This is a genomic window from Vibrio mediterranei, from assembly GCF_013364395.1.
GTDB classification, from domain to species: domain Bacteria; phylum Pseudomonadota; class Gammaproteobacteria; order Enterobacterales; family Vibrionaceae; genus Vibrio; species Vibrio mediterranei.
On record NZ_JABXGK010000005.1, the window covers coordinates 19,414 to 34,092 of the forward strand.

The window sequence follows — 14,679 nt, forward strand, 5'->3', positions numbered from 1 at the left end:
AATGACGCTTAACGAGCTCCAACAGCGATTCAGTCAGGCACTCCTCTATCAAAGCACCGGAGAGGACTGTGACATTTTATCCGATCATTTTACCGCGATTGATCGAGTCCAGATCTACCGAAATAACTTTGTTGTTAGCTTATCTGAGGTACTAGCAGCTTGCTATCCTATAACACGCCAACTGGTTGGTGATGAGTGTTTTGATTCGATGGCAAAGCACCATATTACTCAACATCCTCCGCGCTCCGGTAATGTTATGAGTTATGGAGCCGGGTTTGCTGACTCTGTGAGCCAACTTGAAAACATCACACTTGCTGTGCCATATCTGCTGGATGTGATGTCGATTGAATGGTCATTAGACGAACTGCAAAGATCAGAAGACGTTACTTTAAAAGAAGGTCTGGAACCTATCGTCAATTTGGCGTCCGTGCCAGAAAGTCAACATTCAGACTTAGTGTTTCATGTGAAACCTTCTAGTCACTTAATCTACTCGAATTATGCCATCGGTAGTCTTTTCCAAGCAGTAAAAGACCATGAATTCGATAACCTAGACATTAACCAAGCCGAAACGCTACTCATGGTTAAACGAGGTTCTGCTCAACCAACGCTACACATTCTGAATAATCAACTTCAACAGCTATGGGTCGAGATAAGCCATGGCAATCCATTAAAGCGAATAAATCCCGCTCTACTATCTGAACTACCAAACTTGCTTACGTGGGACGTTGTAGCCGGGTTCACTCTATTCGACGAAAGCAATCCAAGGAGTATGGTATGAATACGAAAGTAACACACTGGCTCACGACTTATGACAACCTTATCGAAGCGCTACAACGCGGCTTTGTGCCCTTATTATTAGTGTTCTGTCGACTTTGGGTTTCATGGGTATTTTTTAATTCGGGACTCACCAAGATTGCTTCCTGGGACAGTACTCTCTACTTGTTTGAGTATGAGTATCACGTCCCTCTTATTCCTTGGGAGCTAGCGGCTTATATGGGAACAGCAGCAGAATTGGTGTTGCCTGTCTTCATGGTTCTCGGTTTGTTTACCCGCCCAATGGCAGCAATATTATTTGTGTTTAATATCATTGCGGTTGTTTCTTACCCGCTACTTTGGGAAAAAGGCTTTTATGATCATCAATTATGGGGACTAATGATCTTGATAGTTGTCGTTTGGGGACCGGGACCAATATCTGCAGATAAACTTATCCGCTCTAAATTCAATTAGCATTAATAAGAATGGAAAAAATAACCCCGCTTAGATAAGCGGGGTTATTTTGGGATGTGATTTATTTATTCGCCAGAAACTCTTTAAGTTCTTCTGCGGAAATACCTTGGTCAGAAAGTTCTTTCGCTAATAACTGAACTTGTTCACCTTTGCGAGACTCAATGACTCTCTGAAATTGATACACGATATCACGCAACATGTGGATTGGTACTTGTTTAGCGGCACTGCGGATGCGCTCTTCGCTCTGATTGCCTAATTCATTAAGCAATTTACCAAACATGATTTTTTCTGGAGACTCTTCCATCTGCTCGAGAATGCGAGCCATTTCGTAAGTTGTCAAAGACATTACTGCGTTTATCCAGTTAATAATTAATACGGTGTGTTTATTGCTAAATATACACCTGTTTCTTTAATTGGAAAACAAAATCGTTTTTTAATTAGCCGATTTTTACAGTTTGATGCCAACCTTTGCCAACTTTCGATCTTAGGATAAATAACGCAGGCAACACTAACCACATTTGCATTGCGATCATATAAGGCGCATCAAGACCCGCTCTTTGCATCGTCCCCACGAGTAATCCAGAGCCACTCATTTGAAACAGACCCAACAATGCTGCAGCTGTACCCGCTTTATCTCCAAATGGTGCCAACGCTTTTCCTGCGGAAGCTCCTAGAATCAACGCGAAGCCAATTGACGACATAATCACAGGAAGCATAAATGATGCAGGTGTTGCAAAACGTGCACCCCACGCCATTAACCCACCAGCAACTAATAGTGTGGTAATACCTAATTGTAGTGTTTTGTGAGTACCTATTTTATCCATAATCTTAGGCGCTAGCATACATGCCGCAATGTTAAAGACCGCATTCAAACCAAACCAGTAGGTAAACTCATTCATCGTTAGTCCCATCTTGTCCATCAAAACCACTGGGGCTGAGGTGACATAAGCTAAGATAACACCCATGGCTAATAAGCATAACGACGCATGGAAAACGAACGTCGGAGTTCGCAGTACATCGATGTAGCGCGACAGCGCAAAGTACTGCTGTCCTTCTTGTTTAGGGTTGGTCTCCCGCATGTTGAATAGCACTAAAACACCAACGAACAGCGCGAAGCCGGCCATAAAGCTAAAGTTAGCACGCCAGCCATATTGTTGGGTCAGGTAGCTGCCCAAGATCGGTGCTAACGCAGGAATAAAGCAGATAGCGCCATTAAGATAACTGATCACCTTGCCGCTTTTCTCTGGCCCATACATGTCGCGAACGGTTGCAAAGGCTGCCACAGATGTCGCGCACGCACCTAAGCCTTGCAGCAACCTAGCAGCAAGCATCCAATCAATTGATTGAGCCGCCCACGCCAAGCAAGCACTCAATCCATAGATAGCTATACCGCCGAGAGCAACCGTTCGACGTCCAAGTTTATCCGCAAGGGGACCTGCAAACACTTGTCCTACACCCATAGCAAATAGGAACCACGTAATCGTATCTTGCGCTAACGTATTCTCTACATCGAAAGCCGTAGAGATTTGTGTTAGCGCTGGAAGATAAATATCGATAGCCAGTGGGCTAAAGAATACCAGCATAACTAACGCTGCGATTTGGATTTTTGACGGTGCCGTTTGCAAGGTATTTGCCTCTTACAGATAAGATAACTTTAGATTGTTTGCGCAGAGTTTAGTCTTGTTATGATATGAACAGAAATGGTTTATACTCATTAGTATTATTCCCACTAGGAATGTCTTAACATGAACCTCGAAAAGCTGAGCCGAATTGATCTTAACTTATTGTTGTGTCTGAATGTGTTGCTTGAAGAATGTAACGTGACTCGCGCTGCGAACCGCTTATGCCTAAGTCAATCGGCCGTTAGTAAATCACTTGCCAAACTCAGAGTGCTTTTCGACGACCCATTATTTACTCGCCATGCACATGGTCTGGTGCCTACACCACGAGCATTGCAGCTCAAACCTAAGCTCGAAGTTCTAGTGACTCACATGCAATCGATAACTGAACCACCCGAGTTCTCGCCTACTACCAGTGAATATCGATTCCATATTGCGGCGGTAGAAAGCGTTTATCCGCTTATTATGCCGCACTTCTTACCAGCTATTTTTGGACAAGGACCAAACCTCAGCATTAGCACCCACTCTTGGACTGAGCTGACGTTTGAAAGAATGCAAAAAGGTGAACTTGATTTAGGGATTACAGGTAAAGACATCGATATTAGAGATGCAGTTCGAACCATGTATCCACCTGATGATATCCAAGAGCTTGAAGTGTATCGTGACAACCAAATGTGTTTAGTCCGCGCAAATCACCCTGTGCTATCTAAGCCTTGGAATTTGGAAACCTACTTGTCGCTTCGCCATGTACAAGTTCGTTGTGATGGAAGTGATCGATGGTTATTAGACTACAAACTCTCAGATATGGGCAGAGAGCGCGATATCGCCATCACCGTTCCTGACTTCAATAATGCCGCAGCACTTTGCAGTTACACCGACTTTGTCTTTACCGCACCTCGACACTTCGTACACCTAGTCGCGGAGCAGATGGGGCTTACCGTGCTTCCTTTACCTTTAGAGTTTCCTCCGATGGCGTACACACTCTTTTGGCATAAGGACAGAAATCGCGATCCAGCGCTAACTTGGCTGATTGATATTATCCGTCAGAAGACATTACACCTAAGATAACCCGTATAACGTTTGACTTCGGGTTTTGATTGTTGAAACCTTATTTCGCAGCCACCGGAATCGATTGTATATGGGCGGCAAAAGCGCTAGCTTATAGGGCAAATACTACCAGGTGACTTGTTTCGCCATGATGAAGGAATAACAGATGCAGGAACAAATTTCTCGCCGAGTTGAGCTGGTTCAAGCTTGGCTTGTAGCAAACGATCTTGATGCGTTTATCGTCGCACACGAAGACGAGTACTTGGGCGAGTATGTACCCGCTCATAATGAGCGTCTACATTGGCTAACGCAGTTTACTGGTTCAGCAGGCGCTGCTGTTGTGACTCGCAAAAATGCGGCCATTTTTGTCGATGGCCGTTATACGGTGCAAGTAAGAAAACAAGTACCTGATGGTATTTTTGAATACTGCCACCTCATTGAGCAACCACCAATTAAATGGGTAACCGAGACACTTCCTGTCGGTTCTCGTATTGGTATAGACCCGCGCATGCACCGTGGCAGCTGGTATCAAGGTGCCTTAGTTCAATTGGGTAGTAAGTTCGAACTGGTCGCAACAGAACAAAACCCAATCGACATTAATTGGAGCGATCGTCCAGAACCTCAGCTAAGCCAAGTTCGTTTAATGCCTATTGAAAAAGTAGGACAAAGTAGTCAAGACAAGCGTATAGCTCTAGGGCAATCACTAGTGGCCTCTGACGCTGATGCCGCTATCATTACTGAATTGGATTCGATTTGCTGGCTTCTGAACGTACGTGGGCTTGATGTATCTCGTCTGCCAGTCTTACTGGCGCATGCCATCCTCTACTCCGATGGCTCAACAAAGTTCTTCATTGATGAGTCACGAATTGACGACCGTGCGGCATTCGACGTTCACGTAGGCAACGGAGTTGAAGTATGTAGCCCTAGCGATTTAGAGCGAGCTCTTGAGGCTCTATCTGGCAAAAAAGTCACCTTGGACCCAGCAACCAGTAATGCTTGGTTCCAATTAAAGCTTGAGTCTTTCGGAGCGAAACAGTTACAACTTGCCGACCCTTGTCTAATGCCAAAAGCGGCTAAAAATGATGTAGAAATCGAAGGAATGAAAGCTTGTCACATCCGCGATGGTGCTGCGATGGTTAAGTTCCTCTCTTGGTTGGACAAAGAAGTAGCTAGTGGAAATCTCTATAATGAAGCTATTCTCTCCGATAAGTTAGAATCATTCCGTCAACTCGATAGCTCACTCGTCGACCTTAGCTTTGACACGATTTCCGCCTCTGCAGGAAATGCCGCGATGTGTCACTACAACCATGAAAACCAAGAAGTCCCTGGTGCGATTATTAAAGATACGCTATATCTGGTTGACTCAGGTGGCCAGTATCTTGATGGTACTACCGATATCACAAGAACAATCGCTATTGGTTCACCTTCAGAAGAAATGAAGCGCCAGTTTACATTGGTATTGAAAGGTCATATTGCTCTTGCTTCCGCCCTATTCCCCAACGGAACCTGTGGTCACCAGTTAGATGTTTTAGCCCGTCAGCATTTGTGGGCAAATGGTTTTGACTATGACCACGGTACTGGCCATGGTGTTGGACATTTCTTAAGTGTTCATGAAGGACCACAACGCATTGCTAAAGCAGTGAATAACACTCCACTCATTGCCGGTATGGTACTGTCAAACGAACCTGGATACTATCGCGCTGATGAGTTTGGCATCCGTATCGAGAATTTGGAACTGGTTGTCGAGAAATCGACACAAGGTGATGCTAGCATGCTTGGTTTTGATTCGTTGACTCGTTGCCCTATCGATAAGCGAAATATCGTTAGCTCATTGTTAACGGATGATGAAATCAACTGGCTGGATTCGTATCACCGTAAAGTGTTTGATGAGGTAGCGCCACTTGTTGAAGGTGAGGCGCTTGATTGGTTAGAACAAGCCTGCGCATCGCTTGTTCGCTAGCTTACCCGAGAGATTAAAAAGGAGCTGGTGAACAGCTCCTTTTTTTGTTTCACGTGAAACACTCGATAGACTATACCGGTTTATCCTGAATAGGATTGGTGCCAATCTTTCCAAACCGGTTCCATTCCAATCTGCTTAACAGACTCTGCAACAAGACGAGCGCTACGTTCATCACTAATAGCAAACTGTTCAAGCTCTTCTTCTTCATTAGCGTAACCACCAGGCTGTGTTTTTGATGCCGCACTGATACTGGTGATTCCTAGTGGATAAACATGGTCTCGAAAAGTTGGAGATTCACGTGTAGACAGAGAAAGCTCAACTTCATTGTTAAACAATCTATAAGCACATATTAGTTGCACTAACTGTTTATCTGTCATTACAGATTTTGGTTGCAACGCCCCTTCGCAAGGTCTTAGCCTTGGAAAAGAGATAGAGTAACGAGACTTCCAATAACGGCCTTCTAGGTACTGTAAGTGTGCTGCTACAAAAAAGCAGTCCGTGCGCCACTCTTCTAAGCCGATCAACGAGCCAATACCAATCTTATCGATACCTGCTTTCGCTAATCTATCAGGTGTATCTAACCGATAATCAAAATCCATCTTGTTGCCACGCAAATGATGTTCGGCATAGGTTCTGCGATTATAGGTTTCTTGATACACCATAACCGCATCCAAACCACTATGCTTTAACTCAGCATACTCATTTTGGTCCAAAGGTTGAACTTCCATTGCTAGGTAGCTAAAGTGCTTTTTGATTGCTGGAAGAACTTGCTTGAAATACTTCATCCCTACTTTGTTTTCATGCTCTCCCGTTACCAATAGAATATTGTCAAATCCCATAGATTTAATCACATTGCATTCAGCATTGATTTCCTCTTCAGAGAGTGTCTTACGTTTAATACGGTTTTCCATTGAGAAGCCGCAATAGGTACAAGCATTGGCACAGAGATTAGACAGGTACAATGGAATGTACATCGACATGGTATGTCCAAAACGCTTACGAGTAAGCGCAAAAGAGCGCTGCGCTAATTGCTCTAAGTACGGCTCTGCCGCAGGAGAAATTAACGCCTTAAAGTCTTCAAGATCTAACTTGGTTTTACTCAAAGCACGCTGAGCGTCTCTTTCTGTTTTCGAGTATATTGATAGACGAACGTCGTCCCAGTTGTACTTAGCGTGTTCCTCAACAAAACTCATCGTTTCACCTTTATCTATCAAACTCACATTGAACCAAGAAAAGCGGTTAGCGGGCTGGATGCCACCGCGTGGTTTACCGTTCCTGCTAGGCCACTTTCATAGGCCAAGCGCCCAGATTCGACTGCGAGCTTAAATGCACGAGCCATTTGAACTGGATCTGCCGCCGCGGCAATCGCTGTATTCACCAACACAGCGTCTGCGCCCATTTCCATTGCCAACGCAGCATGAGAAGGCGCGCCGATTCCGGCATCAACGACCACTGGTACGTTAGCCTGCTCGATTATAATTTCTAAGAAATCACGACTTACCAAACCTTTGTTACTACCAATGGGTGCTCCCAAAGGCATCACCGCGGCACAACCCACTTCTTCTAGATGCTTGCATAACGTAGGATCTGAGTGGCAGTAAGGAAGCACAACAAACCCGTCTTTTACTAACTGCTCCGCCGCCTTCAAGGTCTCAATAGGATCTGGTAGCAAGTATTTTGGGTCTGGATGAATTTCAAGTTTCAGCCAATTTGTGCCTAACGCTTCGCGCGCTAAGTGCGCTGCAAAGACGGCATCTTTTGCGTTCTTCGCCCCAGATGTATTAGGTAATAGGTTTACCTTATTACCAATAAGTGGACTTAGGATGTCGTCATCTTGTTGGTTTAGGTCAACACGTTTAAGTGCCATGGTTGCCAACTCTGACTGACTTTCAGCAATAGCTGCAATCATGAGTGACTTATCGGCGAACTTTCCCGTTCCAGTAAACAAACGTGAGTTAAAGGTCTTTCCTGCGATAGTGAGCATATTAGCCTCCTGCGATAGCTTGGAAAATATTGATGGACATGTTGGATTTGACTGTGAAATCCGACCATTTGGCTCTTGGTATAATTTCATCGTCTACTGCTACCGCGCAGCCTTGCGTTTCAATATCTAGCTCTTTAAGTACGCTAATGAGGTTAAGCTCGTGAGAGGTTTCTTTCGGTGCGTTATTTACGGTAAATTGGATCATTTTTGATTCCTGTTGTTATCTTCGAATCACGGCAAACTGAACACGTGTCATCATGAGAAATCTTAAGAGACTGCCACTGTCCAGTTAAGCCATCAAATAGCTTCAATTCAGGGTGACTGCTGTTACCTAAGTCTGTAATGACCTTTAGCGCCTCTAAAGCTTGATAGACGCCCATCATCCCCACTACTGGTCCCATTACACTCGACTCAGAACATTTCATTGCCCTATCAAGTTCTTCGAATGGATAGAGGCAGTGATAACAAGGTGTGGCTAGTTTAGAGAACTGAAATACCGCCAATTGACCGCTCCAACCTATCGCGGCGGCAGTCACTAGAGCTTTGCGATTCTCAACACAGGCTTTGTTTATTGCCTGCCGAGTTTCTATATTGTCAGTACAGTCAATCACAACATCTGCCAAGGACACCTCGAGCGCTAATTGGTTACCGTGCAAACGACGCTTAATGGTCCTAACATTAATGTCTGAGTTTTGTGCCTTGAGAAAATCAGCCAGAGTTTTTACTTTGGATTGCCCAACCTCATTTGAACGATAGGTAATTTGTCTCGGTAAGTTCGACAGCTCGATATCATCATCATCAGCGATAACGATTCTTCCTACTCCCGCTCCGGCTAAGTACATGCTTGCTGCTGTTCCTAATCCACCACAACCAACAATTAGTACATGACTTTCACAAATCGCTGCTTGGCCGTTTTCACCGACATTGGGCAAGCTCAGCTGCCTTAGATATTGTTGAAACTGTTTATCGGAGACCATCGCGCTCTCCTGCCATTATTAGTGAGAACTCATCGATAACGTACTGAGTATCATCCGCTAAAGTTAACGCTCTCACTACCGCTAGGCTGGTAACACCACAATCCCAAACAGGTTTAGCGGTTTGCAGGTCAATACCGCCAATAGCAACTGTTGGGTAACCAAGCTTCTCTCCATATTGAATAGAGTCGATCAATTGCTGATACAGAGCGAGTCGTACCAACCCCTGAGGTCTTGATGGCATGACTTTAGTGGTTGTCGGAAAAATGTGACCTAATGCGATATAGCTGGGATGAATTTGGACCACTCGAAGCAGTTCATAATAACCATGGGTAGAAAGACCAAGCGCGATATTGTTGGATGCCAACAAGGTAAGGTCTGCAGTCTCTATATCTTCTTGACCTAGGTGTACACCAAAGGCGCCATACTCAATAGCCAATTGCCAGTAGTCATTGATAAATACTTGCGCGTCATACTGCGTACCCAATTGAATGGCTTTCTGAATCTGCTGAGCAAGATTAGGGTAATCAGGGTCTTTGATTCTCAATTGAATCGTCTTTATACCTTGTTTCAGTAAGCGCTCAATCCACTCTACGTTATCAACAACCGGGTACAGCCCAAGACTGCTTTTAGATAACGTCGGAAATACGGATGTGGAGGCTCTCACTGCCCATCCCACTTTAATAGCTAGATGAGAGTTTTCTATCACCGGAGTGAAGAACTGCTCCCTTGTTGATGGCCATGTTTCACGTGAAACACTTCCTGCTCTAGCTAACATAACAGCATCTTCAAGAGGAAAATCCAACACAATAGAGACAATAAACCAAGCAAAGTGCTCTTGAGCATCAGTTAACGATAGCGCTCCCGATGACGCCTTAATCACCTCTTCACGACAAGACCATATATCCTTGCGTTCAAACTCCGAATGAACATCAATATAAACGTCTCCAAGCGTCATTGACTGTATCACCTCCGGGAAATCGCTTTCTACAAAACCATGGTGATAGTGAAGTCGATAGTCCGCCTCATTATTCATTTGCACTGATAGCAGATCAGAACTGATGATTTGGCGACGTTTAGAGTCATCAATGTGAATAACATCCGACTCTTTGACTTCTGATATCTGAATATCTTCAATATCAAAGCCTACACTCTGCGCTAACGACAGAACATGACGAACGCGTTCAATAAGATCTTGATGATTAGATGGGATTAAAAGTGTCAACGGAAGCTCCTTCGCTTACTCTTCAGTTACGGCTGGATGATAAAGTTCGGCGCCCGTAGCTCTGAACTCTTTAGATTTTTGACGCATACCTTCCAATGGATCATCAATCAATTTGATGTCGATGCTCTCAGCCCCTTGCTGCTCTTTGGCGTATTCTCTAACTTCTTGAGATATTTTCATTGAGCAGAATTTAGGTCCGCACATAGAACAAAAGTGAGCGACTTTTCCGGACTCCTGAGGGAGAGTCTCATCGTGAAATTGACGCGCGGTATCAGGGTCTAATGACAAGTTAAACTGATCTTCCCAACGGAACTCAAAACGAGCCTTTGACAAAGCGTTGTCTCGAATTTGTGCACCAGGATGCCCTTTAGCTAAGTCGGCAGCGTGAGCGGCGAGCTTATAGGTGATAAGCCCCGTTTTTACATCGTCTTTGTTTGGTAGACCGAGGTGTTCTTTTGGAGTGACGTAGCACAGCATAGCGCACCCGTACCAGCCAATCATAGCCGCACCAATACCTGACGTAATGTGGTCATATCCTGGTGCAATATCTGTTGTGAGTGGACCCAACGTGTAGAATGGTGCTTCGTGACAATGCTCCAGTTGCTCTTCCATATTCTCTTTGATCATATGCATTGGAACATGGCCTGGACCTTCAATAATTACTTGTACATCGTGTTCCCAAGCAATTTTAGTGAGTTTCCCAAGTGTGCGTAATTCGGCAAACTGAGCTTCATCATTGGCATCCGCAATAGAGCCAGGGCGTAAGCCATCTCCTAAGGAAAGAGCCACGTCATAGCGTGCACATATCTCACAGATTTCTTTGAAGTTGGTATAGAGGAAACTCTCCTCGTGGTGGGCAAGACACCACTTAGCAATAATGGATCCGCCGCGAGATACGATTCCAGTAACACGTTTAGCAGTCATCGGAATATGACTCAGAAGTAAGCCAGCATGTATAGTAAAGTAGTCTACGCCCTGCTCTGCTTGCTCGATCAGCGTATCACGCATAACTTCCCAAGTAAGATTTTCAGCAACTCCATTCACCTTCTCTAAGGCTTGATACATAGGAACCGTACCAATTGGCACTGGGCTATTTCTTAATATCCACTCTCTGGTTTCGTGGATATTACGGCCCGTCGACAAATCCATTACCGTATCGGCTCCCCAACGAGTGCCCCAAACAAGTTTTTCTACTTCTTCTTCAATCGATGAAGTTACTGATGAATTGCCGATATTGGCATTAACCTTCACCAAGAAATTGCGTCCAATGATCATTGGCTCTGACTCGGGGTGGTTAATATTGGAAGGAATGATCGCGCGCCCTTCAGCGACCTCTTTTCGAACGAATTCTGGCGTAATCTCTTTAGGTAGGTTAGCACCAAAGTGCTGACCCGGATGCTGCTGGGTGAGCATTTCATCATTGAGTTTTTGACGTCCCATATTCTCGCGTATCGCGATGTATTCCATTTCAGGGGTAATGATGCCTTTCCTAGCATAATGGAGCTGAGTAACACATGCGCCCTCTACACTTCGTCGGATACGGGGAAGCTGGCCATAGCGAAGCTCATCAAGCGTCTCATCCTCAAGTCTCTCTTTGGCAAATTCAGAGCTCACACCGGCTAATACTTCCGTATCAGAACGTTCATCAATCCATTGTTCTCTTAACTTTGGTAGGCCTGAATAGAGGTCAATATGGTGGTTTGGATCAGTATAAACACCGGACGTGTCATAGACATGAATAGGTTCGTTGGGAACATAGATAGGGTTATCTTGACTGCCTCCAATTAGGCTATCGGCCAACGATATCTCGCGCATAGGGACTTGTAAGTCACTGCGGCTACCTTGAATATAGGTCTTCTGAGAGTTTGGATAGGGAGTCACCGATAGCGTATCGATGAAGTTTTTTGCTTCCAGTCTGCTTTGCTTACGTGTCGACATAGCATTTCCTTATATATCATATAGTTATAAAAGATAAATGCTTGACGGATGTGTGAGTACAAGAGGTATCAACCACAATAGCTTGCGCTATTTGATAAATAAAAGAGGGAGGGTTTCCATTTTATTTCTCCTGTTCCCTTCGCTGGTACTAACCAGATCAGGTTCAACGGATCCCGAATTAACGGTCTCAGCCCTAAGGCACTCCGACAAGTATTGAAGCGATTATAGAATAATTAGTTCCGATTTTTCAACCAAACTATGTATCTTTTTGTTTAACTTTTGATCAGCAACTGAAACCCTATCCAGCATGCAGAGATACTTAGAACCACATTGAGTAGAACATTAAGTCCCATTTTCAGAAATGCTCCCTGTTGCATCAAGAGTACATTGTCCATGGAAAACGTAGAAAAGGTAGTTAAAGCGCCAAGAAACCCAAGACCTATTATTTGACGCCATGGTTCTGGGGCAAGTACCTCAGTCTCAAAAGCTGCTATGAGTAACCCCATAATAAACGAACCAACTACGTTAACGGTAAGTGTCCCATAAGGGAACCCTCGACCAAAAAGTACAATACATAATTCTGAAACTAAGTAGCGTGAGCATGCACCAAAAGCACCACCTATCGCTATAAAACCTAAAACTGCAAACTGACCCATCATCGAGTACCTAAAATTAAATGCCTATAGAGCTAATAGTATACGAACACTTGATGATTTCGACAGAAGTCAGCGAAAATTATGTTTTCATAAGACACAGATAGTCTATCGTTTGTAGTCAAAATTTAAAACGTTACAGGAGTCACTTTTAACTCACTTTGACGTATCCCATTAGTCCTGTCTTCATATGTTCAATAACATGACAGTGATACATCCAGCTTCCAGGGTTATCTGCAACAAATGCAACTTTTGCTCTGCCGTTTTTTCCAAGTAACACAGTGTCGGTATGAAATGGCTCGACCTCTTTGTCGTCCAGCTCAAGCACTGTAAAAGTATGACCGTGTAGATGAATAGGATGGTGATACTGCGTGACATTTCTGAGATCAAAAATGTAAGTGCGGCCCAACTCCAACTCTGCAATAGGATCTGGAATTTTATCTTTACTCATGCCTTCCCAAGCTCTTTTGTTCATTAACCAGAACTTAGGTATAGCTTTACCGTCTTTACTTGCTGGAGTAACAGCCCCTTCCCACTCGAAGACAAAGTCCTTGGTGATGGCATTCGATAGGTCAGGCTTTGGAATTGGGTTTAATGGTAAGGATGGTATCTTTTGTTCCTTAGCAACGCTCTCACCTTTGACTGAGAAAGCACAAAGAGGAAATGGAAAGTTACCCTTTAGGTGGCGAACATAAACTGTAGAACCATCTTGCTTAGGGGCAACTATGGCCAAATCAAGACGCATACCTGGGCCCATTTTATGGTCAGTAAGCTTATACGGAGTGGATATTGGGTTTCCATCGATAGCAATTACCCAAGCTGTCGCACCTTCTACAGCGACCTTATAAGTTAAGGTATTATCAACATTTACCACACGCGCTCTAATAAGCCCGTTAGGACGAACTTTGTAATTAGGCTCATTGGTACCATTAACTGTTCCCCACTCACCAGGAGTACCCATACGAGCGCTATATCGTGGAATCATTAGCTGCTTCCAATTACCTTTTTTGTCTATGTGCCAATTTTTTAATACTAATTCCATATCATGATCGAATTCTAAAGGCTCACTCTCTTCAACAATAAGCGCTCCAACCAATCCCTTGCCGAGTTGAACCACGCTATTCATATGAGGGTGATACCAAAAGGTTCCGGCATCTGGCGGCGTAAATTCATAGATAAAGGTTTCATTAGGCATTATCGGGGGCTGACTTAGGAAAGGTACGCCATCCATCTCGATAGGTATTCGAAGTCCGTGCCAGTGAATCGTCGTGGGTTCGTCTAGCTTGTTAGTGAAACGAATGACTACCTTCTGTCCTTGCTTGCAGCGAATTGTGGGCGCAGGAATTTGGCCGTTAAAGCCTAAGACCTCGGTTTGATATCCTGGAACAAGTTCTGCAGTCGTAGGTTGCGCCGTCAGATCATAAACGATGCGATCTTGTGACTCAGAGACTTTTGTTAATGAGCACCCAGGGATAGCAGCTATAGCAGAAAATGATAATGAGCTTTTTAAGAAAGTACGACGAGATAGATTCATTCTAATAGTCCTTTTTTTGACCTATTAGATAATGATTCTCAATTACTTGCAATCAACTTAATTGATAGATGTGAATGCAGACTTGAATGGCTATATGAAAACTATGATAAATATCAGACTGTTACGACTTGAGGTAAAAATCCGTTTAAGTCGATAATAACAGCACTAGGGAAGTGAATTACTAAACTTTAGATAATAAAAAACCCGACGCTTTCGCATCGGGTTTTCTAATAAGTGGCGGAGTGGACGGGACTCGAACCCGCGACCCCCGGCGTGACAGGCCGGTATTCTAACCAACTGAAACTGAACTACCACTCCGCAGTGGTCTATTTAAAGTCTTATCTAAAYCGTGCTTTAAACAGATGTTGTTCAAAGCCTGGCGATGTCCTACTCTCACATGGGGAAGCCCCACACTACCATCGGCGCTATTGCGTTTCACTTCTGAGTTCGGCATGGARTCAGGTGGGTCCACAACGCTATGGTCGCCAAGCAAATTCTTAATTCGGAAAACTGTTTAA

The 14,679-nt window shown here is 44.2% G+C and carries 14 protein-coding genes, 1 tRNA gene, 1 rRNA gene and 1 riboswitch; of the genes, 4 read left to right on the plus strand and 12 right to left on the minus strand.

Features of this window, described 5'->3' with window-relative positions; genetic code table 11:
- Nucleotide 1: 1 nt before the first annotated feature.
- The gene (locus tag HOP38_RS15830) at nt 2-778 is read left to right on the plus strand and encodes an HvfC/BufC N-terminal domain-containing protein (protein WP_198558462.1); all 777 of its coding nucleotides are present in this window, start codon (nt 2-4) and stop codon (nt 776-778) included.
- A complete protein-coding gene (locus HOP38_RS15835; protein WP_124940443.1) occupies nt 775-1,227 on the plus strand; it encodes a DoxX family protein in 453 nt (150 codons plus the stop codon). Before HOP38_RS15830 ends, HOP38_RS15835 begins: the two co-directional genes overlap by 4 nt.
- Before the next feature lie 61 nt (nt 1,228-1,288).
- Here HOP38_RS15835 and tsrA read toward each other — a convergent pair whose 3' ends face one another.
- Entirely contained in the window at nt 1,289-1,573 is a 285-nt protein-coding gene (tsrA, locus tag HOP38_RS15840; protein ID WP_006074597.1) for an H-NS-like global regulator TsrA, read from the minus strand.
- Between the two features lie 91 nt (nt 1,574-1,664).
- Complete coding sequence (locus HOP38_RS15845) at nt 1,665-2,810, minus strand: multidrug effflux MFS transporter (protein ID WP_242456549.1); 1,146 nt, start codon at nt 2,808-2,810, stop codon at nt 1,665-1,667.
- A gap of 162 nt (nt 2,811-2,972) precedes the next feature.
- Here HOP38_RS15845 and HOP38_RS15850 point away from each other — a divergent pair, with 162 nt between their 5' ends.
- Together HOP38_RS15850 and HOP38_RS15855 are read left to right on the plus strand one after the other, a co-directional pair.
- The gene (locus tag HOP38_RS15850; protein WP_062463567.1) at nt 2,973-3,914 is read left to right on the plus strand and encodes a LysR family transcriptional regulator; all 942 of its coding nucleotides are present in this window, start codon (nt 2,973-2,975) and stop codon (nt 3,912-3,914) included.
- Nucleotides 3,915-4,059: 145 nt separating this feature from the next.
- Nucleotides 4,060-5,853: an aminopeptidase P family protein gene (locus HOP38_RS15855; protein WP_198558463.1), complete on the plus strand. Its 1,794-nt coding sequence runs from the start codon at nt 4,060-4,062 to the stop codon at nt 5,851-5,853.
- Between the two features lie 80 nt (nt 5,854-5,933).
- Here HOP38_RS15855 and thiH read toward each other — a convergent pair whose 3' ends face one another.
- The 10 genes from thiH to rrf all read right to left on the minus strand — a co-directional run bounded on the left by thiH (nt 5,934) and on the right by rrf (nt 14,651).
- The gene (gene thiH, locus HOP38_RS15860; protein WP_198558464.1) at nt 5,934-7,046 is read right to left on the minus strand and encodes a 2-iminoacetate synthase ThiH; all 1,113 of its coding nucleotides are present in this window, start codon (nt 7,044-7,046) and stop codon (nt 5,934-5,936) included.
- A 23-nt stretch (nt 7,047-7,069) separates the two neighbouring features.
- Entirely contained in the window at nt 7,070-7,837 is a 768-nt protein-coding gene (locus HOP38_RS15865) for a thiazole synthase (protein WP_198558465.1), read from the minus strand.
- A gap of 1 nt (nt 7,838) precedes the next feature.
- Nucleotides 7,839-8,042, minus strand: a complete 204-nt coding sequence (thiS, locus tag HOP38_RS15870; protein ID WP_006074605.1) for a sulfur carrier protein ThiS — start codon at nt 8,040-8,042, stop codon at nt 7,839-7,841.
- Entirely contained in the window at nt 8,020-8,814 is a 795-nt protein-coding gene (locus HOP38_RS15875) for a HesA/MoeB/ThiF family protein (protein WP_198558466.1), read from the minus strand. Before HOP38_RS15875 ends, thiS begins: the two co-directional genes overlap by 23 nt.
- On the minus strand, nt 8,801-10,036 hold the full coding sequence (locus HOP38_RS15880; protein ID WP_198558467.1) for a thiamine phosphate synthase: 1,236 nt from the start codon (nt 10,034-10,036) through the stop codon (nt 8,801-8,803). The genes HOP38_RS15875 and HOP38_RS15880 overlap by 14 nt, the downstream gene beginning before the upstream one ends.
- A gap of 15 nt (nt 10,037-10,051) precedes the next feature.
- Nucleotides 10,052-11,974 carry a phosphomethylpyrimidine synthase ThiC gene (gene thiC / locus HOP38_RS15885; protein ID WP_198558468.1) on the minus strand — a complete coding sequence of 641 codons (1,923 nt, stop codon included), beginning with the start codon at nt 11,972-11,974 and terminating at the stop codon, nt 10,052-10,054.
- A 117-nt stretch (nt 11,975-12,091) separates the two neighbouring features.
- A riboswitch (TPP riboswitch) is annotated at nt 12,092-12,190 on the minus strand.
- Nucleotides 12,191-12,246: 56 nt separating this feature from the next.
- On the minus strand, nt 12,247-12,630 hold the full coding sequence (crcB, locus tag HOP38_RS15890) for a fluoride efflux transporter CrcB (RefSeq protein WP_006074609.1): 384 nt from the start codon (nt 12,628-12,630) through the stop codon (nt 12,247-12,249).
- A 148-nt stretch (nt 12,631-12,778) separates the two neighbouring features.
- Entirely contained in the window at nt 12,779-14,161 is a 1,383-nt protein-coding gene (locus tag HOP38_RS15895; protein ID WP_198558469.1) for a multicopper oxidase family protein, read from the minus strand.
- A 235-nt stretch (nt 14,162-14,396) separates the two neighbouring features.
- Nucleotides 14,397-14,479: transfer RNA gene (locus HOP38_RS15900), tRNA-Asp, on the minus strand.
- Nucleotides 14,480-14,535: 56 nt separating this feature from the next.
- Nucleotides 14,536-14,651 (minus strand): 5S ribosomal RNA (gene rrf, locus HOP38_RS15905).
- Between the last annotated feature and the right edge of the window lie 28 nt (nt 14,652-14,679).

Excerpts from the sequence above, each read along its gene's own strand:
- HOP38_RS15830 (WP_198558462.1), top strand. The coding sequence starts at position 2 with ATGACGCTTAACGAGCTCCAACAGCGATTCAGTCAGGCACTCCTCTAT.
- HOP38_RS15835 (WP_124940443.1), top strand. The coding sequence starts at position 775 with ATGAATACGAAAGTAACACACTGGCTCACGACTTATGACAACCTTATC.
- tsrA (WP_006074597.1), bottom strand. The coding sequence starts at position 1,573 with ATGTCTTTGACAACTTACGAAATGGCTCGCATTCTCGAGCAGATGGAA.
- HOP38_RS15845 (WP_242456549.1), bottom strand. The coding sequence starts at position 2,810 with ATGCTGGTATTCTTTAGCCCACTGGCTATCGATATTTATCTTCCAGCG.
- HOP38_RS15850 (WP_062463567.1), top strand. The coding sequence starts at position 2,973 with ATGAACCTCGAAAAGCTGAGCCGAATTGATCTTAACTTATTGTTGTGT.
- HOP38_RS15855 (WP_198558463.1), top strand. The coding sequence starts at position 4,060 with ATGCAGGAACAAATTTCTCGCCGAGTTGAGCTGGTTCAAGCTTGGCTT.
- thiH (WP_198558464.1), bottom strand. The coding sequence starts at position 7,046 with ATGAGTTTTGTTGAGGAACACGCTAAGTACAACTGGGACGACGTTCGT.
- HOP38_RS15865 (WP_198558465.1), bottom strand. The coding sequence starts at position 7,837 with ATGCTCACTATCGCAGGAAAGACCTTTAACTCACGTTTGTTTACTGGA.
- thiS (WP_006074605.1), bottom strand. The coding sequence starts at position 8,042 with ATGATCCAATTTACCGTAAATAACGCACCGAAAGAAACCTCTCACGAG.
- HOP38_RS15875 (WP_198558466.1), bottom strand. The coding sequence starts at position 8,814 with ATGGTCTCCGATAAACAGTTTCAACAATATCTAAGGCAGCTGAGCTTG.
- thiC (WP_198558468.1), bottom strand. The coding sequence starts at position 11,974 with ATGTCGACACGTAAGCAAAGCAGACTGGAAGCAAAAAACTTCATCGAT.
- crcB (WP_006074609.1), bottom strand. The coding sequence starts at position 12,630 with ATGGGTCAGTTTGCAGTTTTAGGTTTTATAGCGATAGGTGGTGCTTTT.
- HOP38_RS15895 (WP_198558469.1), bottom strand. The coding sequence starts at position 14,161 with ATGAATCTATCTCGTCGTACTTTCTTAAAAAGCTCATTATCATTTTCT.